Origin of the sequence: Acinetobacter terrae, assembly GCF_013004375.1 — a bacterium.
Taxonomy (GTDB): domain Bacteria; phylum Pseudomonadota; class Gammaproteobacteria; order Pseudomonadales; family Moraxellaceae; genus Acinetobacter; species Acinetobacter terrae.
This window is the reverse complement of the sequence record NZ_JABERI010000020.1, coordinates 33977-56816: the sequence shown is the minus strand read 5'-3', so window position 1 is coordinate 56816 and position 22840 is coordinate 33977. Positions and strand designations below refer to the sequence as shown.

The window sequence follows — 22840 nt, the reverse complement described above, 5'->3', positions numbered from 1 at the left end:
ACCAGCCTTAAATGTCGACTAAATACACATTTTCTAGCAATAAAAAAGCGCCATTTCTGGCGCTTGATTTTAATTCGCTTGGGATTCTATTTTCTGGATTAGTTTATGCTCTGCATTCAGATACTCATCGGACTGCATTTCCAGTAAACGTGAACGCGTGCGTTCAATTTCAAAGGCCAGTTTTTCACCCTGATAGATATCAATAATTGAATCTTCAGAGGTTAACAACAATTTTACCCCACGATCATAAAACTCATCGACCAGATAAATAAAACGACGTGCGCCTTCAGACAAGTAGTCGGTTAAATGCGGAACATTACTCACCAGCACGGTATTGTAAATATTGGCGATCTCAATAAAGTCGGCTGGACTACGCGGCTTAAAGCACAAATCCGAAAATTCACACCATAAAACATCTTCAGTATGCCCAACGGTTTCCACAATACGGTTATTGATAATAATCGGCTCTTGGGAAATTTTTTGAGTTTGGGTCAAAGCAGTAAAACGCTGTGCGATCCAGTTTCTATGATCATGCGTCAATGGTGATTTAAACAATTGCGCTTGTTTGAGCACACGCAGACGATAATCCACACCTGCATCCACATTCAGCACGACACAGTTCTTTTTCACCATCTCAATGGTTGGGATAAAACGGTCACGGTGAATCCCATTTTTATACAAACCATCTGGGGCAATGTTCGATGTTGCAACCAGTGTGATCCCGCGATCAAATAATTTTTGGAACAGTTCGCTTAAAATCATCGCATCGGTAACATTCGATACAAAGAATTCATCAAAACAAATCACCACCGCTTGTTGATAAATTTGGTCAGCAACCAACTCAAGTGGATTACGCTGTCCCGATAATTTATTCAATTCACGATGCACATGCTGCATAAAATGATGGAAATGCATGCGCATTTTGCGACGAAAAGGAATTGAATCAAAAAACTGATCCATCAACCAGGTTTTTCCACGCCCGACACCGCCCCACATATACACCCCTTTAGGAGATGTTTGACGACGGAAACGACGGAAGGCTTTTTTTGATGCCTTAAAACGCTGCAGCAGTTCTTGCCAAACACGATCCAACTCATGGACAGCTTGCGCCTGTGCATCATCCGGCATGAACTGACCAGAAGAGATCGCTTGCGCATAACGTTCTGCAGGTGACAAAGGAATAAAGGCGGTGCTGTGCTTAGAATTTAAGTCTGACATATCATTGAATACTATTTTAGGCTATTGAAAGTATAGCGAAGTTTGGGATGGAATATATAACACTTTGGCATTAATAGACTTAGGCTATTTAAAGTACTGGCGTGGACTATATCCAAACCATCTTTTAAAGGCATGATTAAAAGCCGCCGGCTCTGAATAGCCCAGTAATTCTGCAATCATTTCAATAGAATACTCTTTATACTCTATCAACCTTAAGGCTTTATCTTTAATCAGTTGTTCACGTATTTGTTTATAACTGCTTTGTAATTGCTGCAATTGATGGCGCAAGGTTCGCTCTGGAATTTGCAAAGCTTGTGCCGTTTCCGCCATCGTTGGCATTACCCCTTGCTGTAACTCTAAATAATCTTGCACGCGTTGCACCAAAGATGGCACTTGTTCATCTATTCTTAAGCGTTCTAATTCAGCAATACATTTACTTTCATAGATTTTAAAACTCATTTTATCTGCAGAAGGAATCTGAACATTCAGTACTGTATTATCAAACCAAAATTCTGCACATTTCGAGCCAAACTGTAAATCTAAACCATAGTAATCATGATAGGTCTTTAAGAACGCTTGGTTTTCTGGTTGCGAAAATGGCAATTCAATATGAATTTGAGGAATGCTCAATCCCATCATTTTATAAAGATCTTGGATAAATTTATAGGTACCTGAAATTTCACATTGCGCACGTAGCAAACCAAGATCACTGTTTAAATCTTGTGGCTCGTAGCACAAAGCAACTTTGCGCTCTGTATATTTCAGGCTTAAAGCCCCAGTGAGATGAGTTAAAGGCTGATACTTAATACCCTGCTCCCAAGCTGTACGCACATTTTCACTACTGACCAACAACATGAGTAAAGGCCCATAGCCAGCAAGCGCATAATGCTGCCCGATAAACAAACCTTTTTCAGGTGCAACATCTTGCCCAATAACTTTTAGAACATCCCACTCTAAACTGGGATGAATCGTTGAACTTGGGTCCAATGCCTCAGCACGCAGCCCAATACTTTGAAGTTTTTGATCAACTGCAATCCCAGCTTTACGCATGCCTTGAATTAAATACATCAAGCCAAGAATTGATCTTTTCATAGCATTTTCTAATTAAAAGAATATGACCATTTTTTACTATAAAATTCCACGCTTGCACATTGCCGAATCTATCAATTTTTTTGTCATGCCTATCATGTTGCGGACTGATTTATTCATTTAAGGTCTAAGAAAATAGACCCAAGGCCATAAAAAATGCGCGATACAAATCAAAGCAAGCAAATACCACAACAAACTCAGGTTGCCATTATTGGAGCAGGATTTGGTGGATTAGCGATGGCCATTCGTTTATTACAAAACAATTTTCATGATTTTATCATCTTGGAAAAAGCCAATGATGTCGGTGGTACCTGGCGTGAGAACCAATACCCGGGCGCAGCCTGTGATGTGCAATCGCATATGTATTCACTTTCTTTTGCAGCTAAAAGTGACTGGTCAAAGCGCTATGCCGAGGCACCTGAAATTTTTGCCTACATCCAAAGCTTGATGAGCAGCTTTGATTTAAAAAAATACTGTCAATTTAACTGTGAAGTTTTGGCTGCCGAATACAATCAACAAAGTTGTGACTGGAAGTTGATATTAAATAATGAAAAAACACTGATTGCTCAATTTGTTGTTTTCGCATCTGGCCCTTTACATGTTCCGCAAATTCCACACATCAAAGGTATTGAAAAGTTTCAGGGTAAAGTTTTTCATTCATCGCAATGGGATCATCAATACGACCTCAGCAATAAAAATGTTGCATCCATTGGTACGGGCGGTAGCGCCATTCAGTACATTCCTGAAATTGCTCCCCAAGTTAAGCAACTGTATGTATTTCAACGTACCGCAGCTTGGGTCATTCCACGCGATGAACGCAATTATTCAGGTTTAGAAAAAAAGCTGTTTAATCAGCTTGATTGGTTTAGAAAGCTGCATCGCGCACGTCTCTATTGGTCAAATGAATCACGCGTAATCCCTATTGTTAAACCAACCATTATGAAATACACCCAAAAACTTGCGGAAGCCTATATTAAATATCAAGTGAAAGATAAAAACCTGGCTCAAAGACTCACGCCTGATTACATCATGGGTTGCAAGCGAATCTTAGTGTCCAATAAGTACTATCCAACCTTTAATCGACGTAATGTCAAACTGGTTACAGATGGCATTCAAGAACTAACCACCAACAGCATCATTAGCAAAGATGGTAAAGAACGTAAAATTGATTGCCTAATTTACGGTACAGGCTTTATTACCGACCCCCGTATCTATTTAAAATCATTTAAATGTACCGGAGAAAATGGTCTTGATTTACGAGAGGCTTGGCATGATGGTGCAGAAAGTTTTTATGGCATTTGCACCAAACATTTTCCGAATTTTTTCCAACTTTTAGGACCCAATACAGTTTTGGCACACAACTCTGTTATTTTTATGATCGAGTCACAGATCAATTACATCTTACAAATGATTCAGCTGGTCAAATACACCCATAGCCATGCAATTGTGGTGAAAGATCAAGTCCAAGATCAATTCAATGCAGAAGTACAAAGCCTTCTTAATGGAACTATTTGGCAATCTGGATGTGTGAGCTGGTATCAGCAAGATGGGGGCAAAAATTTTGCACTTTGGCCCACTTATACATGGAAATATTGGTTAAAAACCAAAAAACTTAATCCCGCAGATTACCGCCTGCTAAATAAAACATCTGCAAGTCGTGCAGCCTAAATACTTAATGGTCATAATAAGCAGGTGTCTTTTCACCTGCCGACTTTTTGTATGCAATCGCTCTGGTTGATCATCCAACTTCTTCTCTGTTTATTCCTTGGATTCGTTCTTGCACGTAAACTTCCTCAGTGCTTAGAAAGTTTAGCATTTAAAGTTCTACCCTATTTTACTTACATACTGCTGATTGCCATCGCAATTGAATTTTCTCAAACACTACACAGCATAAGCAGTCCGCTGCAAATTTTATCCAATGCACTAACACTCTCGATTGCAACATCACTAGGTGCTTTTCTCTGCTGCTACATCCTGTTTAAAAGTATTGGCTACCAACCCACACAAGGTAAAGTATCCGCAGAGTTACTGGTTAAATCGCTACTTAACATTAGTTATGCTTTTATTGCACTCGCATTAGGGTATGGACTTGCTGAAATATTTAATCATTTTGATTATAGCCTGCATGTGAGCACATGGAATCTACTGCTCATCTTCATGTTCTTGATTGGTTTAGATTTAGCTTATTCCCCACTCGACCGCTCATGGCTGAACTGGAAAATCATGCTGGTACCGATCGGTTGTATTGTCGGTTCATTAGCCGGTGCCTTTTTTACCGCAACAATTGTTAAAGACATTAGCCTCAAAGACCTGATTATGCTGTCTCAAGGTTATGGTTTTTATTCCATGACAGGCATTGTGGTGACTGAATTAAAAAATGCCGAGCTGGGTAGCATTGCACTAATGAATGACTTATTTAGAGAAATTATTGCGATTCTTTTGATGTATAGCATTGGCTGGCGCTACCCTCGCTCTGCTATTTCATCCGCTGCAGCAACCGCTATGGATGTCACCCTTCCCATGGTAAAACAAGCCTGTGGCAATCAGTTTATTCCGCATGCCATGGTCAGTGGATTTATTCTTTCTATACTTGCGCCGATTGCAGTGAGTGTATTGGCAGCTTTATAAATAATCTGACTAAATCCTTTATTTACATTTAGGGATTATCCCCTCCTTTTTCAAAGGAAGATGAGGGAGAATTTAAAAGAATTAAAACAAAAAAGCCGACATTAAGTCGGCTTTTGAATACATCAAATTCAGATTAAATTGTCGCCAAAATATCACGCAAGGTTTGACTTGGGTTTTCTGATTGGGTAATCGGACGACCAATCACCAAATGCGTTGAACCATCAAGCATCGCTTGCTTTGGAGTCACAATACGTTTTTGATCATCTGCATTAGAACCTGCTGGGCGAATACCCGGAGTGACTAAAGCAAAATCCGGACCTAATGTCTCACGAAGCATTTTCGCTTCTTGAGCTGAACAAACGACACCGTCCAGACCACTGTCTTGAGTGAGTTTAGCAAGGCGTTTTACTTGTTCAAATGGCTCAATATCCAAACCGATATCTTTCAAGTCATCACGACCCATTGAAGTCAACACAGTCACAGCAATCAGTTGAGTGTTGTAGTTACCTGCTTTTAAGCGCTCCGCACAGGTTTCCATCATCTTACGACCACCTGATGCGTGTACATTTACCATCCATACACCAAGATCAGCAGCTGCACATACTGCTTGAGCCGTTGTATTTGGAATATCATGGAATTTTAAGTCCAGGAAAACCTCAAAGCCTTTGTCGTGTAATGCTTTAACTACACTTGGACCTTCATGGGTAAATAACTCTTTACCAACTTTTACTCGACATAGTGCAGGATCTAATTGCTCTGCAATGGTTAACGCGTCATATTGGCTTTTAGCATCCAGTGCAACAATGATACTCAAGAGAATTTACCTTCAGTCAGACAAAAAGAAAGCCCATTATAATGGGCTTTTATTTTCGTTGGTAATATCTAATACAGTTTTTTCATGCCTGGTATGAGCTGCAGCTTCAGCAGCAGCCAATTGGGCAGTTTGAATTTGCTCTTTCCGGAGATATTCAATGTCTTTACGCAGTCGTTTAATTTCCCAATTATTTTGAAATACTCGGAAAATTTGCACACCTAACAATAAACCCAATACCACACCCAAAGCTAAAGTTAGCAATAACAATAAGCCTAAACGCATAGCAGGAACTTGAGTAAATAGCAGATCTACGCTTAACTCAGTACCATTTTGTAAAACTAAAGCCAGTGAATAGCCAAACAGCACAATGAGCAAAGCAACCAGTACGTAACGCATAAATACCCCTTTTGGAATTCTTTATTACTGTGCAGATTCGTTTACTGCATCACGTAACGCCTTACCAGGTTTAAAGTGTGGAACTGCTTTTGCAGCCACTTCAACAGACTTTCCTGTTTTAGGATTACGCCCCACACGTGGATCACGGTGATGCAAAGCAAAACTGCCAAAACCACGAATTTCAATACGATTATCAGATGATAAAGCGGCTATCATTTGATCAATCATAATTTTAACAGCTTCTTCGACCAAAGGCTCTGCTAAGTGTGGATTTTTAAGGGAAATTCGCTCTATTAAGTCAGACTTATTAAGTGCTTCCGTAGTCATCTGCGACCTCTTTAATTATCAAGCTACTTTGTAGATGATCCGATAATAACGTGTTTAAATACAAAACGGTAGCGCAATAAGTTAATACTACGCTACCGTTTACAGTATTTGTGTAAAAAGTATTAGTTAATTTACATTAACAATACATTTTAACGCCTACTTAGTTGCCCATTTGAGCTTTGATCAAATCACCAATAGTCTTAGGACCATTTTCTGAAGTAGTTGTTACTGTTTTCAAGTTAGCAACTGCTTCTTTCTCTTCAGCTTCGTCTTTCGCTTTGATAGACAAGTTGATAGAGCGTGATTTGCGGTCTACGTTGATGATTTTAGCTTCAACTTCTTGACCAACTTCAAGGAACTTAGTTGCATCTTCAACGCGATCGCGGTTGATTTCAGAAGCTTTAAGAGACGCTTCAACTTCGTCAGCTAACTTAATAGTTGCGCCTTTAGCATCAACAGCAGTCACAGTACCTTTAACCAAAGCACCGCGTTCGTTAGTTGCCAAGAAATCATTGAACGGATCGTTGTTCATTTGTTTGATACCAAGGCTGATACGGTTGCCTTCAGCATCTACAGACAAGATAACAGCTTCTACAGTGTCACCTTTCTTGTAACGACGGATAGCTTCTTCGCCTTGTTCGTTCCAAGAAATGTCAGATAAATGAACTAGACCATCGATACCGCCTGGTAAACCGATGAAGATACCAAAGTCAGTGATAGATTTGATCGTACCAGAAACTTTTTCGCCTTTGTCGTGGTCTTTAGCAAACTCTTCCCATGGGTTAGCACGAGTTTGTTTGATACCAAGAGAAATACGACGACGTTCTTCATCAACTTCAAGAACCATAACATCAACTTCGTCACCAATCTGAACAACTTTAGATGGGTGGATGTTTTTGTTAGTGTGATCCATTTCTGAAACGTGTACTAAACCTTCAACGCCTTCAGCGATTTCAGCGAAACAACCGTAATCAGTAAGGTTAGTTACGCGAGCTTTAACGATTGAACCTTTAGGGTAACGGTTCATGATCGCTAACCATGGATCTTCGCCTAATTGTTTAAGGCCTAAAGATACGCGGTTACGTTCACGGTCAAATTTAAGTACTTTAACAGTAACTTCTTGACCAACTTCAACAACTTCTGAAGGATGCTTGATGCGTTTCCAAGCCATGTCAGTGATGTGAAGAAGACCATCGATACCGCCAAGGTCAACGAATGCGCCGTAATCAGTAAGGTTCTTGATCGTACCTGTAACTGTTTGACCTTCTTCAAGCTGAGCAAGAAGAGCTTCACGGTCAGCTGAAGATTCAGCTTCCATAACTGCACGACGTGAAACAACAACGTTGTTACGTTTAGCGTCAAGTTTGATTACTTTGAATTCTAACTCTTTGCCTTCTAAGTGAGTAGTATCACGAATAGGACGAGTATCAACTAAAGAACCTGGAAGGAACGCACGAACTGGACCGATGTCAACAGTGAAACCGCCTTTAACCTTACCAGAGATAACACCAGTAACGATTTCGCCGTCTTCAAAGATTTTTTCAAGTTTAGTCCAAGTTTCAGCGCGTTTTGCTTTTTCGCGTGAAAGAACTGTTTGACCCATACCGTTGTCAAGAGCTTCAACAACAACATCAACAGTATCACCAACTTGAACTTCAAGTTCACGTTGGTCATTTAAGAATTCAGCGCGGTCAACAATACCTTCTGATTTAAGGCCAGTGTCAACTGTTACCCAGTCAGAGTCGATGCTTACGACAACGCCTTGGATGACAGCACCCTTTTCAACGTTGAAATTTAATTCGCTTTCTTCAAAGAGGGCTGCAAAAGATTCGGTCATGATATACCTGATAAAGTTCAGCGGTCTTGGATCAGACAAGGCCGGTTTAATAAAGCCTCCACATAGTCCGTAATAAACTGATCTAGCTATGCTTTGGCTGAAAATTCGTTAATTGGCTAATTGCTTTTCGACAAAGTTGGTCATCAATTTGAATACTTCATCGATGCCCAAGTCTGAACTATCAATGATATATGCACCTGCTGCCGGCTTGAGCGGAGCGACTGTGCGCTCCATGTCTCGTTTGTCTCGAGCTTGTATATTAGCTAAAATGTCGTTTATTTTAACATCTAGCCCCATACCCTGCAACTGCTTTACACGTCGCGCCGCTCGGGATTCAGCCGAAGCAGTCAGGTAAATCTTGGCTTGAGCCTCAGGAAAAATAGAAGTAGCCATATCACGACCATCTGCAACCAAGCCCGGTTCTTGCGCAAAAGCACGTTGACGCTCTAAGAGTGCAGCTCTAAGTTCAGGAATTGCAGCAACTTTTGAAGCAAACTCACCCACACGTTCAGTACGAATGGTTTGAGTCACATCTTCACCGTCGAGTTGAACCTGAGTTCCGGCTTCAGTTGTAACAAACTTTATGTCTAAATTTGTTGCAATTTTAATGCACCGATCAAGTTCTGAATCCAGGCAATCCAGCAAGTCTTGTTGATGTAATGACAGCCCCAGCAAACGATATAAAGCACCAGAATCCAGTAAATGAAATTGATAGTGCGCTGCCAGTTTAGCCGCAAGTGTGCCCTTTCCAGAACCGCTTGGACCATCGATAGTAATAATTTGAACTGTCATTAATTTTCCACTTTACGCTATACAGTTTTAGCTAATTTTGAAAAACCTAGTTTAATCGCAGATTTAAGCTGTGCAAGGATTAATTTACTTACAAATGGTGCCCGCGCCTGTAATTCAATGGTGTAAGTCACTAAAGTTTTGTCAGCATCTTTTGCTTCAAACTCGATAATTCCTAAATGATGTTTCACCAAAGGATTTTTAATAATTTGATATTCAATACGCTCATTAAGCTCCAGCAAGGTAATTTGTTCCTGCAGTGGTTTTACTGGACCAAACCCCATACGACGCACTGAACCTACCCCATCTGGACGTTCAGGATCTGCAGAGTCTTTAATTCGTTCTACCTGAATCGGTGCGAAAGCCACATTATAAGTTGAGTGCTTTGATAACAAATCAAAAACCTGCTCGATGGGTGCGTTAAATTCTTTTTTTACCTGAATGGAATTCATGACTTATCCTAAATTTTAATTGACAATACTTATTGTCATTCTATTTTACATGGTTTGAATTATGATTCTGATCATTTAGGGATTTTTCTTGTAATCTCTGCAGTCGTTTTTGCTCACGACGCATCTTAAAAAAATCACTGAGTTGTTTGGAACATTGTTCATTCAAACACCCAGCCTCAATATCAAACTGATGATTATAATACCCTGTTTCAAATAACTTTCTCGCACTGATCAAGGAACCTGCTTTGGGCTCGGTTGCACCAAACACCACTTTAGATACACGTGCATGAATCAAAGCCCCGACACACATGGTACAAGGCTCTAAAGTCACATAAAGGACTGAATCTTCCGGAAGTCGATAATTATTAAGATTTGCACAGGCTTGACGCAGCGCTTGAACTTCTGCATGTGCAGTCGGGTCATTCAAAGAAATTGGCGCATTATACCCTGCGCTAATAATTTGATTTTGACTGACAATAATCGCACCGACAGGAATTTCCTGTTTCGATGCTGCAATGGCAGCTTGCTCGTAGGCAAACTGCATCCAGTATTCATCTGTCAATTGTGTTGCATCAGTCATTCTTAACCGATCACACCGTAGTGTTTCAACAAATTATTCCAGCTTTCATTTTTGGTCACAGGCGGACAATCAGACAAAATTGCTTTGAGTGAAAAATCCGTACCTTTGGTCCATTCAGGAGAAAGGTCTTTATCCACCAAGCGTGCTCGAACACCTTCTACAAAGTCCGGATGACGAATCTTCCAATCCGAAATTTGAGTTTCAAGTTCAAACACTTCATTCCAAGAATGAACCTGCTTGCCCCACTGCCACAATAACCATGTTAAAGCAGCGGTTGTAGGCGAACCTTTCTGCAAGTTTTCACTCGCCTGACGTAACCAGTCACTACGTGCATCACTTAAACCAATAATTGATTCATAGTCATGTTCAAAGTTCACCCCACGGCAAACACTCTGAATCACATCTAATGAGTTTTGCAACGGCCCAGGACCCACTGGACGATGCATGCCATTCAATGTGTCATCAATGGCACGAAAATCGCCGGCTGGATAATGTCCCCAATCAATGTTAATGACTTTTTCAAGCACGTAATCACGCTGTGCATCACAAATATGCGTCGCCCAGCCAATACCATAAGCACCGGCTGCAGTCATGATTGAACCGGTTAAGCCAGTAAATAAGCCTATCGCCCCACGATCCGCCAAGAAACGTGTCGCACCCACATCTGGATATAAACCAATATTAATTTCAGGCATTGCCAAACGCGAATAAGGTGTGACTAAACGGAATGGTGCAGCCATGAATAGCCCCAGACCACCACCCATTACATAACCTTCCCCCCAAATCAACACGGGCTTAGCATAGTTATGCAACAGTAAATCTAAAGCGTATTCTTGCTCAAAGAATTTATTTGCAGTTTCTACTTCATTATTAATGATCAATTGACGAAGTTTACGAACATCACCACCTGCACAGAATGCTTTTGGTGTAGTTGAATCCAACCAAATGGCTTTAACAGCATCATCATGTTGAAAATCTTGGAACACTTCTAAAAGTGCGGTGACAATGGATTCATCCAAAGCATGCAGAGATTTCGGACGGTTCAGGCGAACAATGCGCCAGCCGTTTTTTGCTTCTTCTACAATAAGATCAGGATGATAATTTTTTAATTCAGGAGATTGTGTCATGCGTCCAGCTGCCAATTTATCGGCTCAATGCCATTTTGTTTCAGATAGTTATTTGCTTTTGAAAATACTTTACAGCCAAAAAAACCACCACGGTTTGCTGCCAATGGCGAAGGATGTGCAGCTTTTAAAATCAGGTGTTTATTCGGATCAATCCGTTGACCTTTACGTTGCGCATAGGCGCCCCACAGAATAAAAACAATATGCTCACACTGCTCGTTTAACACATCAATAATATGATCGGTAAAATCTTCCCAACCCTGTTTTTGATGTGAAGTGGGTTGACCTGCTTCAACAGTTAAAACTGCATTCAGCAATAACACACCTTGTTCAGCCCAACGGGTTAAATCACCGTGTTTCGGAATAGGAATACCCAGATCGGTATTCAACTCATGAAAAATATTACGTAAAGATGGCGGTAATGCAAGCCCCTTTTGCACGGAAAAACTTAATCCATGTGCTTGGTTGGGGCCATGATAAGGATCTTGCCCCAAAATAACGACTTTCACATGGTTTAATGGGGTTTTATTTAACGCATTAAAAATCAGTGAACTCGGGGGATAGATCACTTTATCTGCCTGTTTTTCAGCAATCAGAAACTGCCTTAAGTCATCCATTTTTGGGCTGAGAAAAAAATCACTCAAAACACCTTTCCAACTCGCATCTAACTGAATTTTATCTAGTTGAGCTTGCTGTTGTTCCGTTAAAGACATAACTTCTTCCTAATCCTTTTTAAAACCTACCACGTGATTCAATGATCTTTAGATGTGTACCTGTAGATCAACACTCGGGTTTTGGAATTTAATTCCTTGTTGTAATTTTTCATACATATTAGGGTCAGTCCATTCGGCTTGAACTTGTTCAGAGAACACAATCTGTTCAAGACTCAGCACACCCATTTGCTCATTTTCAATATCTTCGATAAAGCTTTGTGCATAACCTGTATCCGTTTCATGCACAATCACCGAGTAAACCTCTACATCCCCTTCCCCATTTTGGGTTTCGGTTGACGCAAGCACTTGTTGTGCTAAATAGAAGAAAATACGTGAAAATTGTTCCGCAGAAGGAGAAACAGGTAAAGATACCCAACGTGCACTAAATTTTTTGCAGGCTTCAATATATTCAGCATCATCATGCTGCCAAAAACAAATGGCATGATCAAAACTGTCAAAAATATCCTTGATTACGCCCTTCAGCAATCCGAAGTCATACACCATTTGACCATGATCTAGCTTCGAAGCTTTAAGCAATAATTCAACTTTATAACTATGGCCATGAATCGAACGCTTACAGCGATCCGATGTGCAATTTCGCACAATATGAGCATTTTCAAACTTAAATAACTTACGAATTAACATGTGCCGTGATGCAATCAAAAATATGTGAATTGAATTTGATTATAAAGCAAAAGTGAAAGTCTGGGCATTAATTTTACAGTTCAAAGCAATTGGTAGAACATATGCGACTTAAACAAGATAATAAGATCGATTATATTTCAGCTTGTTGGTTTATATGATTAAAATGGCGCCATACTGCGATATGCCACATACACCGTTTTATCTTTACGCACCAAATCACTACTAAATTGACGTTTACGCTCACTTAACAACACTTCAATCTTGGCTTTGAAATAACTGGATTGCACACCCAGCAAATCATTCACCTCATTGCGGACATCAGTATTGACCTGTGCAAAAGGCTCAATCACCCAAAGATCATTAATGTTTGAAAAATATTCTAAATTTGCCTGGCGTTGCTGCAAGATTTGTTCAATCGCATTGACGTCCAACTTGGGATCAAGACTCGCAAGCAGCATTGCGGATGCTGTATTCACATTAACTTTACTTTCTGATGTAGGTGCTGCACTGACATAATCTGCAATTTGCAGATATTTTTGACCTTCAAAGCCACGGACCAGTTTCAGTTCTTCAACGCTATGAAATTTACTGTTTGGCGCTAAATAGCCTTGCGGCAAGCCTTGATAGTAGCTAGCTTCCGCCCCCATCGCACCAATGGTTTCATCATCAGTATCTTGCCAATCAATCACTGCTTCGCTCAATTTTTCAGGCAACCCGACACGTAGCAACAGTTTTTCAAACCAGGCTTTCGATTGAGGATTCGGTGTACCGTCATTATTGACCAAACTATTTAAATTAAATTTTCCTGATTCGTCCTGCAAAGTCCCCGATACAAAACCATCTTCTACCGGAAAAGCCGGCATCGGTTTTGCCCAATTTTCTTGCAGATGATCGATATCACCTGCATTTTCAGCATCATCCACCAAAAGCTCTGAAAAAAAGGCTTCTGCGCTTTTGGCATACAGCAATGATTGATTTTGACGCATCAAATATGCGGTATTTTCAGCAGTATTGGCCTGACGTTTGGCAATCGTCGCAGCAAGAATCGTTGCTAATGCGACCATCACCAAGATCGTAATTAAGGCAATACCCTGTTGCTGCTTCATGCTCAATCTCTTTAGACTTGGTTATGTTGGATTATTTGAATTGTTATTTTGATTATTGTTCTGCTGTTTTAAGTAGTCCGTGTTCAATAGACTAAAAATCCATTCATAAGCAACATCTTTCACGGTTAATTTAATCTTAATCCCTTTCGGCAAGATTTGTTTTTGCGTGGCATCATTTAAATCTACTTGCCCATCCGGCCATGAAGTTGACTCATTCGGATTCAGCACCACAATTTCAAACTGATCGACATCATTTAACAACACACTGGATTCGGGTTGATCGCGTCCGCTGCTGTTTAAATTACGATATTTCAAACGGTAGAGTTTCTTTTCATCTGCACGATATTGGTATTCAACACGCTCATCCGGTGAAATACCCTGCTGCAAAGGATCAGTTACACCCGTTTTACTAAAATTAAAGCGGCCGTTTTGCAAAACCAAAGCAGGCTGAATATCGTTATTCATATTGGCATTGAGTGGCACGGCTTGAACGGTATCACGCAGAATTTGTTGATAGGCTTCTTGCAACTGTCCCAAATTAACTTCATGTTCAGTATTGCGCTCTTTGACTTTGATCAGATAATCAAAAACTTTCCAACCCAGTGCCGAAAGTACCGCAAATATGGCAATTGCGACCAACAATTCAACCAAGGTAAAGCCTGAGCGATGCTGTGAATGTCGAGTTTGATTTTTTTTATTTTTCGGTTGCATCAAACTTTAGCCTTATAGTTAAAGAAAACCAGATTGGTAATACCGGATTCCACTTTACCTGATTCAGCATTAAACAAACTGACTTGTACTTCAATACGTTGCACATTTGGGCTAATCGTGGATTGGGCAGACTTATCAATTTGCCAAGTTTCACCTTGCTGGGTAATCTGTTTGGACTGTGTTCCCTGCAACCACTCTTGGTTAATTTCCATTACGGCAACTTCGTTTAAAGCAACGAATTGCGCTTTGGTGTGTAAAATTGCGTTTGATGTCGCTTGGGTATATTGCATTGCCACTTTGGTAAAAGCGATTGCAGCGGTCGCGAAAATTGCTAAAGCCACCATGACTTCCAATAACGTAAAACCTGCGCAAGACGACGAAGAACTATGCTTGGAGTATCTAGCTTTCATTGATTTTACCTAAATGATCAATCTCAATTTCTTCACCAATTGGGCGTTGCTCGAAATAAAACTGAATCCGTACAGGTTTCGCTTCGCCATTACCTAGCCACAGTAATTTCGGTGCATTTGCATTCAGCAAATCATCATTATTGGCATTTTCATATGCATAATCGAGCGATTGCACATTGAAGGAAACATGTTCGGGTAAAGCGCGCTTTTCAAACTCTGAATAGTCTTGCCATTTTTTATTTTCATTAAGTACTGAATTTTGTGTAGCTTGAAGGGATGGGACCAAATATTCAACAACACCATAACGAAATGGCGACACATCTGTGCCAGTTTGAACCTCAAGTGCAAAAATGCGAGCCTGATCATTGGCTTCACGATTCATCCTGCGTAAATCCATGATAAACACTTCACGTGCCTGCATGGCTTTACGCTGATCAACACCATTAATATTGGTTAAAATTAAAGATGCCATGATCGCCATAATCACAATAACCACCATCAACTCTATTAAGGTAAAACCGCGAATTGATGATGACCCTGTGTGCTTCATGGCATACCTTTAGGCAAATTGTTCCGTAGAACGGGTTTGTTTCGGCATCGCCAAGGCTTGGTCAATATAAGCCACACGCAATGTGTCGCGTGAGCCCAAATAACGCTGATAAAAACTAGAATTCAGGATTGCCGCTGCACCGTGAGTTAATGCCCAAATTGAAGCCAAATAATCCCGTACTGACATACTACTTTGAATACTTTCTAAATAGCTTTCAGTCATACGAAAAATAATCCGTAAGCGCTGCTTTCTCACCTGATACAGCTCACTAAACAAATGATGAATGCCTACACCTGTGGTAGAAAGACGTTCTTCAATTTGATGGAACAGCACTGTACGTTCTGGATGATGTAAATGATGCAACATAAAGAAAGCCAGATGTTCTGGAAAGGCTTTCTCCGCATCCTTAATCATCTCGAGCAACATCTTCTCATTACGGATAATGAGAAGCATGTAGAGTTCATCTTTACTTTGGAAATGTTTATATAGAGTCCCTTTCGCTAGATCGAGTTCTGCGGCCAACGCATCAAGCGTCATCCCTGATTCGCCATTTTCTAATAACAGTTGCTCTGCAACCTGAAAAATTAACGCTTCTCTTGCTCGAAACTGAGCCTGACGATCCATCTTCACCCTGTAACTCTCTTATGCGCTTGTATCAATTCGAATTATTTACTTTTGATTGAGGAGGTTTTCAAAGTTTTGCATGGTAATGAAAGCAATTTCCTCAACTGACTTATCATATACATCACTTAAGGCTTTGGCTACATAGGGAACGTATTTTGGTTCATTAGACTTTCCTCTATAGGGCATCGGTGCCAGGTAAGGACTATCCGTCTCAATCAGTACGCGATCAAGTGGAACCTGTTTCGCCACATCACGTAAATCTTGCGCATTTTTAAAAGAAACAATTCCGGAAAATGACACGTAATAACCACAATCCAGCACTGCCTTGGCTGTTTCCCAGTCTTCAGTAAAACAGTGCAAAATGCCATGGGTGGACTTTTCAGCACGAATGATATCCACCGTATCATGTTTGGCTGAGCGGGTATGCACCACTACAGGTTTTTTCACTGCCTGAGAGGCATGAATATGACGGGCAAAACATTGTTTTTGTTCAGTAATGAAATCAGTGCTATGAAAATAATCCAGGCCTGTTTCACCAATTGCCCAAACCTGTTCCGGCTGCGCCAGTTCAATTAAATAATCCGTTGTTGCGCGCGACATGGTCGCGGGATCTTCACAGGGATGAACCCCAACACTGTATCCAACATCAGCATGACGTGCTGCAATTTTAGCAAGCTCGATATGGTCATCCAGATCAACCGAAATACTCATGAATTTGGATACACCCGCTTCACGCGCCTGTGCTAATGCCAGATCCAAATTACCATCATAAGGCGTTAAATCCAGCAAGGTTAAATGGCAGTGAGTATCTACAAACACGGTGAGATCCTAAATCGGTTAAACAGCTACATAGTGTAACTAGTTCGACCCTCAGACTTAATACCTACAAGTAACTTTTCGGCTTCTGATTTGTAATAAACGCCCTTTTCCCCCGTCAACTGCATACCAAAGCCTTGTAATTTGATGCCATTTTGTTTTTGAGAAATCCAAATCACTTTACCGGTCAAAGGAATTTTTTGTGATTGTTCAGGCAAAGTTGCCAGTACAAAGACTTCTTCACCGATTTTTACCGGCTGCTTGGTTGGAACAAATAAACCACCACCGACAACATAAGGCATATAGCTGGCATACAAAGTGTCTTTATCCGGGATATTCGCCTGAATAATACCGCCCATACGTGGTTGCATCATCTTCCCCTTTAAATATTTAGATGTTCATTAGTTTTATACACAATTGATCAAGCACCAAATTGCTTTGTACATTCTGCTCGATAAACCGTTTAGATTGTTGCAAGTCGGAATAAATCGTAAATAAAAATTCCAAGGTATATTGTTCTGATAACACACTCAAATCCAAATCTGGATTTTTAACCTGTTGATTTAGCTTGACACAAATTAAATCAGACAACAAGTATTCAAACATTTGCGCAAAGTCACTAAAATTTAAGGCTTTGTTCCACTTGGTCGCAATTGCCATTGGCATATTCTTTTGCGTCACTAATTTTTGCCAATCATTTAAAAACTCTTGACGTTTATTTAGCCATTCAGCTTGCGCCAATTGCATGGCTTGCAAAGGCATTTGATTGGACAAATTCAACAACAATTGCTTTTGTGTTTGATCTAAATTCGGTAAATGTTCAGATAAATACTCGCCTGCTTGAGCTTCAGATATACGATCCAAGGCAAAATGTTGTAAACGACTGCGAATAGTCGCAGGAAGTTTTAGATAATGGTCAGCCAATAAAATAATGACAACACGATCACCGGGTTCTTCGAGTGTTTTGAGTAATGCATTTGCAGAAGACATATTTAAAGCTTCTGCCGGCTCAATCACAATAACCCGCCAACCATCTACCGTTTGCTGCACAAAGGGCAATAAGTCACGGATTTTTTCGATTTTAATTTTGGCGTTTTGCTTTTTATTTTCTTCATCTGTGCTGATATGTACATAGTTCGGATGAGTATCCGATTTTAACCACAAGCAACTACCACATTCCCCGCAAGGTGCATTATTGGCATGACGATTGGCACATAACACCCAAGCCAAAAAATATTGCGCAAAAGCTTCTTTGCCACAGCCTTTTTTGCCATAAAAAAGTAAGCCATGCCCAAGTTTTGGGAAACGCCCTGTTAGCGTATCCCAAACGATTTGTTGCCATGGATAAACTTGTGCGACCACATCATTTTGCATTGAATTAAAGCCCAACCTTATCCCCAATTTTACTCAAAGCAGGAAACATCCATTTCATTGAGACGATCTAAATCAGCTTGCGTATCAACGCCTGGTGGCAAGTTGGCTTCGGCAACAGCAATCGCAATACGATGCCCATTTTCAAGCACACGCAATTGTTCCAAACTTTCCAGTTTTTCCAGTACACCCATATCCCAAGACACATATTCTTGCAGTAAATTCAAACGATAGGCATATAAACCCAAATGGCGGTAAGCTTGATGATGCAATTGCTGTACCTCTTGTTTAGCACCATCACGATCATAAGGAATGGTCGCACGGCTAAAATACAAAGCCTGGTTGTATTTAGACATCACCACTTTCACGATACTGTCACGATGAAATTCGTCCAGACTATGAATCGGCTCACACAAGGTAGACATAGAAGATTCAGGCTGTGATTCCAATAATTGTGCAACCTGTTGCACCAATTGTGCCGGAAGCAAGGGTTCATCGCCTTGTACATTGACAATAATATCTTCACTTGCCCAACCTTTAATCCGGGCAACTTCACTTAAACGATCTGTTCCAGATGGATGGTTTGCACTTGTGATTACAACATCCACACCTTCTGCACGGCAAACTTCAGCAATACGTTCATCATCGGTTGCAACACATAAATCGTCAAAACCCGCAACTTTTTTTGCCTGATCAACGACCCGTAAAATCATGGGACGGCCATGAATTTCCAGTAATGGCTTACCAGGTAACCGTGAACTTGCAAAACGTGCGGGGATAACAATATGTTTCATAAACGATGAACCTTAAGAAATTTGAATACCGAATTGCTGTAATTGCTGATGCAAGACTTCATAACAGGCGGGTGAAAGTACAGCCTCAACCGGAACCACCCAAATTTCCCGTTTGAAATCTGGATTTTGCTTTAATAATGGCAAAAGTTTCACTGCATCTTTTTCGGTGGTAATAATTGGATTTCCATCTTCAAATTGAAGATCCGAGATTTCATAATCGTAATGATCGGGAAATTCATGACATTGAAATTGATGAATACCCATAGAATCTAAAGTTTTATAAAATCGCTGTGGAAAACCAATACCCACAACTGCATAAAAATTATCAGCTGGATTAAAGGATTTGCTATCTTCAGCATTCAGTAAATACGGAGTAGCCACTTCTAAATGCATATTTAAAGAAGATGCAGGCTCTGCGGCATGCTCAATTACCGTGCCTGTGTTTAAACGGCTTGGAGGCTCGCGTAAATACCCTTCAGGCAATAACTTTTGATTACCCAAGCCACGATTCCGATCCAGCACAATCCATTCAATTTGACGTTCTAAAGCAAAATGTTGTAAACCATCATCACTAATAATTAAGTCCAATTCATGCTTGGATAACAAATATTCAATACTGCGCTGTCGATTTGAGCCCACAACCATGGGAATGCCAGTGGATTGAACAATCAAACAGGGTTCATCACCAACAATTTCCGGCACAGATTCCAAATCCACATAGGCTGGGAAAGGGCCTTTTCCACCATAACCCCGACTAATCACACCGACACGAACATTTTGACTGTGTAGATAATTCACCAGCTGAATCAATAGTGGTGTTTTTCCACTACCCCCTACCGTGATATTACCAATTACCATCACCGGGACGGGTGCTTGATAGCTTGATTTAATGCCCATTTGGTAAAGCTTTTTATTCAATAAAAAGCCACCACGATAAATCCATGACAAAGGTCGAAGCACAATTAACCACTTGGCTTGTTTGTTCCAAGCATCCTGAATCAATTGTGCAATTGACATAAATCAATTTTCCTCGAAATTACGCTGATGCAATTGGTAATAAGCGCCATGCTTGGCAATCAATTCCGCATGCGTACCCTGTTCAACAATTGTACCTTTATCCATCACCACAATACGATCTGCATTTTCAATGGTCGATAAACGATGAGCAATCACAATAGTTGTTCGATCTTGCATGGCTGCATCAAAAGCTTGTTGAATAAAGTATTCCGACTCATTATCTAGTGCACTGGTCGCCTCATCAAGAATCAAGATGGGCGCATTTTTCAAAATTGCACGTGCAATTGCAATACGCTGACGTTGCCCACCTGACAAGTTCAAGCCCTGTGCACCTAATGGCGTGTCGTAACCTTGTGGCAAAGCCATAATAAAGTCGTGCGCATAAGCTGCTTTTGCTGCTGCAATAATATCTGCATCGCTTGCACCTTCAAGTTGCCCATAAGCAATGTTTTCGCGCACAGTACGATTAAAGAGCACCACTTGCTGATTCACCATCGCAATCTGGGTTCGCAAGGTATTGATATCCAGCGCTCGAATATCATGTTTATCTAAATAGATATGACCTGAACTCGCTTCCTGAAAACGCACCAGCAGATTGACTAAAGATGTTTTGCCTGCGCCTGAACGCCCCACTAGTGCAACAGTTTCGCCCGCTTTAACATTCAAGTTAAAATCATGAATCGCTTGATGACCATCAGCATAAATTAAATTCACATTTTGGAACTGAATATTACCTTTAAGTACCGGCGTTAAAGTTCCTGTATTTTTTTCTTCAGGTAAATCGAGTAATTCAAAAACTGAATGTGCTGCCGCCATACCACGTTGTAATTTTTCATTCACATCGGTTAAAGCTTTGATGGGTTTGCTTAACATACCCGCTGCGGTAATGTATGCAACGAACTCACCTGCACTGGTATCACGTAAAATTTCTGGGCGTAATGCAATCCAGATAATAAGACTCATTGCAATTGACATAATGAATTGTACAACAGGGCTATTGAGCTGCTGTACCACCACCATTTTCAGACCACGTTTTAAGTTTTCAAGCGAGTGATCTTTAAAACGGGTTTGCTCATACTCTTGCCCACCAAAACCCTTGACCACTAAATTGCCATTTACCGTTTCTTGTACCACATGGTTAACATCGCCCATGGTGTCCTGAACTTGCAAAGATAATTTACGCATACGTTTTGATGCTTGACGAACAAGAAAACCCATCAATGGAGCAAAAATCAGAATAATCAGGGTCAGTCGCCAATTGCTATATAACAAGTAGCCTAGCAATCCAATGGTAATCAAACCTTGTTGCACAATGGTTTTGAGGGATTCTGATGAAGCAGCGGTTAACTGCTCCACGTTGTACATAATTTTAGCGGTAATATGGCCGCTGGTATTGTCCAGATAATACTGAGATGGAAGCTTTAACAGTTTTGAAAAGACTTCCTGACGAATATTAAAGACCAGATTCCGAGAGATCACTGCCGTGAAATAGCCCCCGATAAAGGAACCCACCCCACGGAAAAACATCAGTAGAATCACCAAGAAAGGAAATATGGAAGTAAAGTCTTGGTCTCTATGCTGGATTGCAGTAATGATTTTTTCTAATAATTTTGCAATAGATACTTCTGTAGCAGCACTAATTGAAAAACCGATAAAAACCAATATTGCCACACCCCAAAAAGGCTTCAAATAGCCCAAAAGACGTAGATAGACTTTAAAATCTTGCTTCACTAATAACCTCTAGACGGAACTTTAGTACTAATATTGATATTAACAAAACCCAGTTGACCTGCAACATCCATCACCCGAATCACATCCTGATGCGTGGCTTTGGCATCCGCGGCAATCACAAACATTAAATCACGACGATCATTAGAAATCTGTTTAATTGCAGTATTTAAATCTGCCACATCTTTACTTGCAAGCGATTGTCCGTTAATTGAATAATGCCCGGAAGCATCCACAACCACTTCAACTTTATGATCATATTGCTTAGGTGGAACACCTTGCGCATCTGGCAAGGTTAAATTCATGCGACTAAACTGGTTAAATGTGGTGGATAACAGTAAAAAAACCAGGATAAACAGCAAGCAGTCAATCATGGGTGTCAGATTAATATGAATATCTTCAACTTGTGTGCGTTTGAATTTCATTTTCCACCCTAACCTGCTTTTCTAATATCTTGTTCTTCATTTGTAGAATTTTGATAGAAAAGTGCTGCATGGAATAAGGTCGATTGTTGCTCAAGTTCAGCAATATACTCTTGCACCAAACGCTGAAAATAACGGTAGGCAAATAATGCAGGAATCGCAATAAACATCCCCGCTGCAGTCGTAATCAACGCTTTTGAGATCCCCGGAATCATCAATGTTGGATTACTATTGGTGCCTAAATCAATCACCAAAAATGATTCAATAATACCCAAAACTGTACCCAACAAACCCAAAAGTGGTGCTACCGCACTTAAGGTGCCCAAAAAATTAATATTTTTTTCTAAATAGCCAATTTCTTGAGAAGCAGTGGTTTCCATCTGCGCGCGGGCATACTGCTCATTTTTACTTTTACTTTGATAACCCGCAGTAAAAATGCGTCCCAAAGTGCTACTTTGCAATACTTTATTTTGTTGCAATTGTTGCATGACAACATCAGCTTTTTGAGTTTGATTCAGTAACAATGCTTTGGGCAAAATCATTGATTTTTTTAATCGAATAAAGCGCTCAATGGTTATTGCTACTGTAAAAATCGAACATAAAACAAGGGGAAGCATCAGCCACCCACCTGCTTTGACTAATTCCCACATCTGTTTTTCCCCAATAAAACCAACAAAAA

At 40.4% G+C, this 22840-nt stretch carries 27 protein-coding genes; 2 read left to right on the top strand and 25 right to left on the bottom strand.

All coding sequences use genetic code 11. The features are described from left to right. Nucleotides 1–69: 69 nt before the first annotated feature. Together zapE and HLH14_RS09150 are read right to left on the bottom strand one after the other, a co-directional pair. Nucleotides 70–1218, bottom strand: a complete 1149-nt coding sequence (zapE, locus tag HLH14_RS09155) for a cell division protein ZapE (RefSeq protein WP_171532962.1) — start codon at nucleotides 1216–1218, stop codon at nucleotides 70–72. Between the two features lie 84 nt (nucleotides 1219–1302). Further along, on the bottom strand, nucleotides 1303–2310 hold the full coding sequence (locus tag HLH14_RS09150) for an AraC family transcriptional regulator (RefSeq protein ID WP_171532961.1): 1008 nt from the start codon (nucleotides 2308–2310) through the stop codon (nucleotides 1303–1305). Nucleotides 2311–2463: 153 nt separating this feature from the next. On the opposite strand from HLH14_RS09150, the gene HLH14_RS09145 reads away from it, so the two are divergent. Together HLH14_RS09145 and HLH14_RS09140 are read left to right on the top strand one after the other, a co-directional pair. After that, on the top strand, nucleotides 2464–3975 hold the full coding sequence (locus HLH14_RS09145) for a flavin-containing monooxygenase (RefSeq protein ID WP_171532960.1): 1512 nt from the start codon (nucleotides 2464–2466) through the stop codon (nucleotides 3973–3975). Between the two features lie 51 nt (nucleotides 3976–4026). Further along, on the top strand, nucleotides 4027–4935 hold the full coding sequence (locus HLH14_RS09140) for a LysO family transporter (protein ID WP_171532959.1): 909 nt from the start codon (nucleotides 4027–4029) through the stop codon (nucleotides 4933–4935). 133 nt (nucleotides 4936–5068) lie between these two features. Here HLH14_RS09140 and pyrF read toward each other — a convergent pair whose 3' ends face one another. From pyrF to HLH14_RS09025, 23 genes are all read right to left on the bottom strand, one after another. Continuing rightward, nucleotides 5069–5749 (bottom strand): orotidine-5'-phosphate decarboxylase, encoded by a 681-nt coding sequence (gene pyrF, locus HLH14_RS09135; protein ID WP_171532958.1) that lies wholly within the window; start codon nucleotides 5747–5749, stop codon nucleotides 5069–5071. 36 nt (nucleotides 5750–5785) lie between these two features. Then, entirely contained in the window at nucleotides 5786–6145 is a 360-nt protein-coding gene (locus tag HLH14_RS09130) for a lipopolysaccharide assembly protein LapA domain-containing protein (RefSeq protein WP_067726066.1), read from the bottom strand. Between the two features lie 24 nt (nucleotides 6146–6169). Continuing rightward, nucleotides 6170–6472 carry an integration host factor subunit beta gene (locus HLH14_RS09125; RefSeq protein ID WP_067726064.1) on the bottom strand — a complete coding sequence of 101 codons (303 nt, stop codon included), beginning with the start codon at nucleotides 6470–6472 and terminating at the stop codon, nucleotides 6170–6172. Nucleotides 6473–6632: 160 nt separating this feature from the next. Then, nucleotides 6633–8309, bottom strand: a complete 1677-nt coding sequence (rpsA, locus tag HLH14_RS09120) for a 30S ribosomal protein S1 (RefSeq protein ID WP_171532957.1) — start codon at nucleotides 8307–8309, stop codon at nucleotides 6633–6635. 108 nt (nucleotides 8310–8417) lie between these two features. Next, complete coding sequence (gene cmk / locus HLH14_RS09115; RefSeq protein ID WP_131270756.1) at nucleotides 8418–9101, bottom strand: (d)CMP kinase; 684 nt, start codon at nucleotides 9099–9101, stop codon at nucleotides 8418–8420. Between the two features lie 17 nt (nucleotides 9102–9118). Beyond that, on the bottom strand, nucleotides 9119–9550 hold the full coding sequence (locus HLH14_RS09110) for an SRPBCC family protein (protein WP_171532956.1): 432 nt from the start codon (nucleotides 9548–9550) through the stop codon (nucleotides 9119–9121). A gap of 40 nt (nucleotides 9551–9590) precedes the next feature. Then, nucleotides 9591–10130: a tRNA adenosine(34) deaminase TadA gene (tadA, locus tag HLH14_RS09105; protein ID WP_171532955.1), complete on the bottom strand. Its 540-nt coding sequence runs from the start codon at nucleotides 10128–10130 to the stop codon at nucleotides 9591–9593. Nucleotides 10131–10132: 2 nt separating this feature from the next. Further along, the gene (locus HLH14_RS09100) at nucleotides 10133–11257 is read right to left on the bottom strand and encodes an enoyl-CoA hydratase/isomerase family protein (RefSeq protein ID WP_171532954.1); all 1125 of its coding nucleotides are present in this window, start codon (nucleotides 11255–11257) and stop codon (nucleotides 10133–10135) included. After that, nucleotides 11254–11967: a uracil-DNA glycosylase gene (ung, locus tag HLH14_RS09095; RefSeq protein WP_171532953.1), complete on the bottom strand. Its 714-nt coding sequence runs from the start codon at nucleotides 11965–11967 to the stop codon at nucleotides 11254–11256. Before ung ends, HLH14_RS09100 begins: the two co-directional genes overlap by 4 nt. 48 nt (nucleotides 11968–12015) lie before the next feature. After that, nucleotides 12016–12612 (bottom strand): 6-pyruvoyl trahydropterin synthase family protein, encoded by a 597-nt coding sequence (locus HLH14_RS09090; protein ID WP_171532952.1) that lies wholly within the window; start codon nucleotides 12610–12612, stop codon nucleotides 12016–12018. Between the two features lie 158 nt (nucleotides 12613–12770). Beyond that, nucleotides 12771–13718, bottom strand: a complete 948-nt coding sequence (gene gspK, locus HLH14_RS09085; protein WP_171532951.1) for a type II secretion system minor pseudopilin GspK — start codon at nucleotides 13716–13718, stop codon at nucleotides 12771–12773. Between the two features lie 21 nt (nucleotides 13719–13739). After that, nucleotides 13740–14429, bottom strand: a complete 690-nt coding sequence (gene gspJ / locus HLH14_RS09080; RefSeq protein ID WP_171532950.1) for a type II secretion system minor pseudopilin GspJ — start codon at nucleotides 14427–14429, stop codon at nucleotides 13740–13742. Then, on the bottom strand, nucleotides 14429–14839 hold the full coding sequence (gspI, locus tag HLH14_RS09075) for a type II secretion system minor pseudopilin GspI (RefSeq protein ID WP_171532949.1): 411 nt from the start codon (nucleotides 14837–14839) through the stop codon (nucleotides 14429–14431). Before gspI ends, gspJ begins: the two co-directional genes overlap by 1 nt. After that, nucleotides 14829–15389: a type II secretion system protein gene (locus HLH14_RS09070; protein WP_171532948.1), complete on the bottom strand. Its 561-nt coding sequence runs from the start codon at nucleotides 15387–15389 to the stop codon at nucleotides 14829–14831. The genes gspI and HLH14_RS09070 overlap by 11 nt, the downstream gene beginning before the upstream one ends. A gap of 9 nt (nucleotides 15390–15398) precedes the next feature. After that, a complete protein-coding gene (locus HLH14_RS09065; RefSeq protein WP_086192787.1) occupies nucleotides 15399–16013 on the bottom strand; it encodes a TetR/AcrR family transcriptional regulator in 615 nt (204 codons plus the stop codon). A 45-nt stretch (nucleotides 16014–16058) separates the two neighbouring features. Continuing rightward, nucleotides 16059–16832 (bottom strand): TatD family hydrolase, encoded by a 774-nt coding sequence (locus tag HLH14_RS09060; protein ID WP_171532947.1) that lies wholly within the window; start codon nucleotides 16830–16832, stop codon nucleotides 16059–16061. Nucleotides 16833–16858: 26 nt separating this feature from the next. Continuing rightward, complete coding sequence (locus HLH14_RS09055) at nucleotides 16859–17200, bottom strand: PilZ domain-containing protein (protein ID WP_067726035.1); 342 nt, start codon at nucleotides 17198–17200, stop codon at nucleotides 16859–16861. A 19-nt stretch (nucleotides 17201–17219) separates the two neighbouring features. After that, on the bottom strand, nucleotides 17220–18203 hold the full coding sequence (locus tag HLH14_RS09050; protein WP_171532946.1) for a DNA polymerase III subunit delta': 984 nt from the start codon (nucleotides 18201–18203) through the stop codon (nucleotides 17220–17222). A gap of 29 nt (nucleotides 18204–18232) precedes the next feature. Beyond that, nucleotides 18233–18994, bottom strand: coding sequence for a 3-deoxy-manno-octulosonate cytidylyltransferase (gene kdsB, locus HLH14_RS09045; protein WP_171532945.1), 762 nt, complete (start codon nucleotides 18992–18994; stop codon nucleotides 18233–18235). A gap of 12 nt (nucleotides 18995–19006) precedes the next feature. After that, on the bottom strand, nucleotides 19007–20011 hold the full coding sequence (lpxK, locus tag HLH14_RS09040; RefSeq protein WP_171532944.1) for a tetraacyldisaccharide 4'-kinase: 1005 nt from the start codon (nucleotides 20009–20011) through the stop codon (nucleotides 19007–19009). Nucleotides 20012–20014: 3 nt separating this feature from the next. After that, nucleotides 20015–21742 carry a lipid A export permease/ATP-binding protein MsbA gene (gene msbA / locus HLH14_RS09035; RefSeq protein ID WP_171532943.1) on the bottom strand — a complete coding sequence of 576 codons (1728 nt, stop codon included), beginning with the start codon at nucleotides 21740–21742 and terminating at the stop codon, nucleotides 20015–20017. Continuing rightward, a complete protein-coding gene (locus HLH14_RS09030; RefSeq protein WP_131267304.1) occupies nucleotides 21742–22164 on the bottom strand; it encodes an ExbD/TolR family protein in 423 nt (140 codons plus the stop codon). The genes msbA and HLH14_RS09030 overlap by 1 nt, the downstream gene beginning before the upstream one ends. Nucleotides 22165–22172: 8 nt before the next feature. Continuing rightward, nucleotides 22173–22811 carry a MotA/TolQ/ExbB proton channel family protein gene (locus HLH14_RS09025; protein WP_171532942.1) on the bottom strand — a complete coding sequence of 213 codons (639 nt, stop codon included), beginning with the start codon at nucleotides 22809–22811 and terminating at the stop codon, nucleotides 22173–22175. Between the last annotated feature and the right edge of the window lie 29 nt (nucleotides 22812–22840).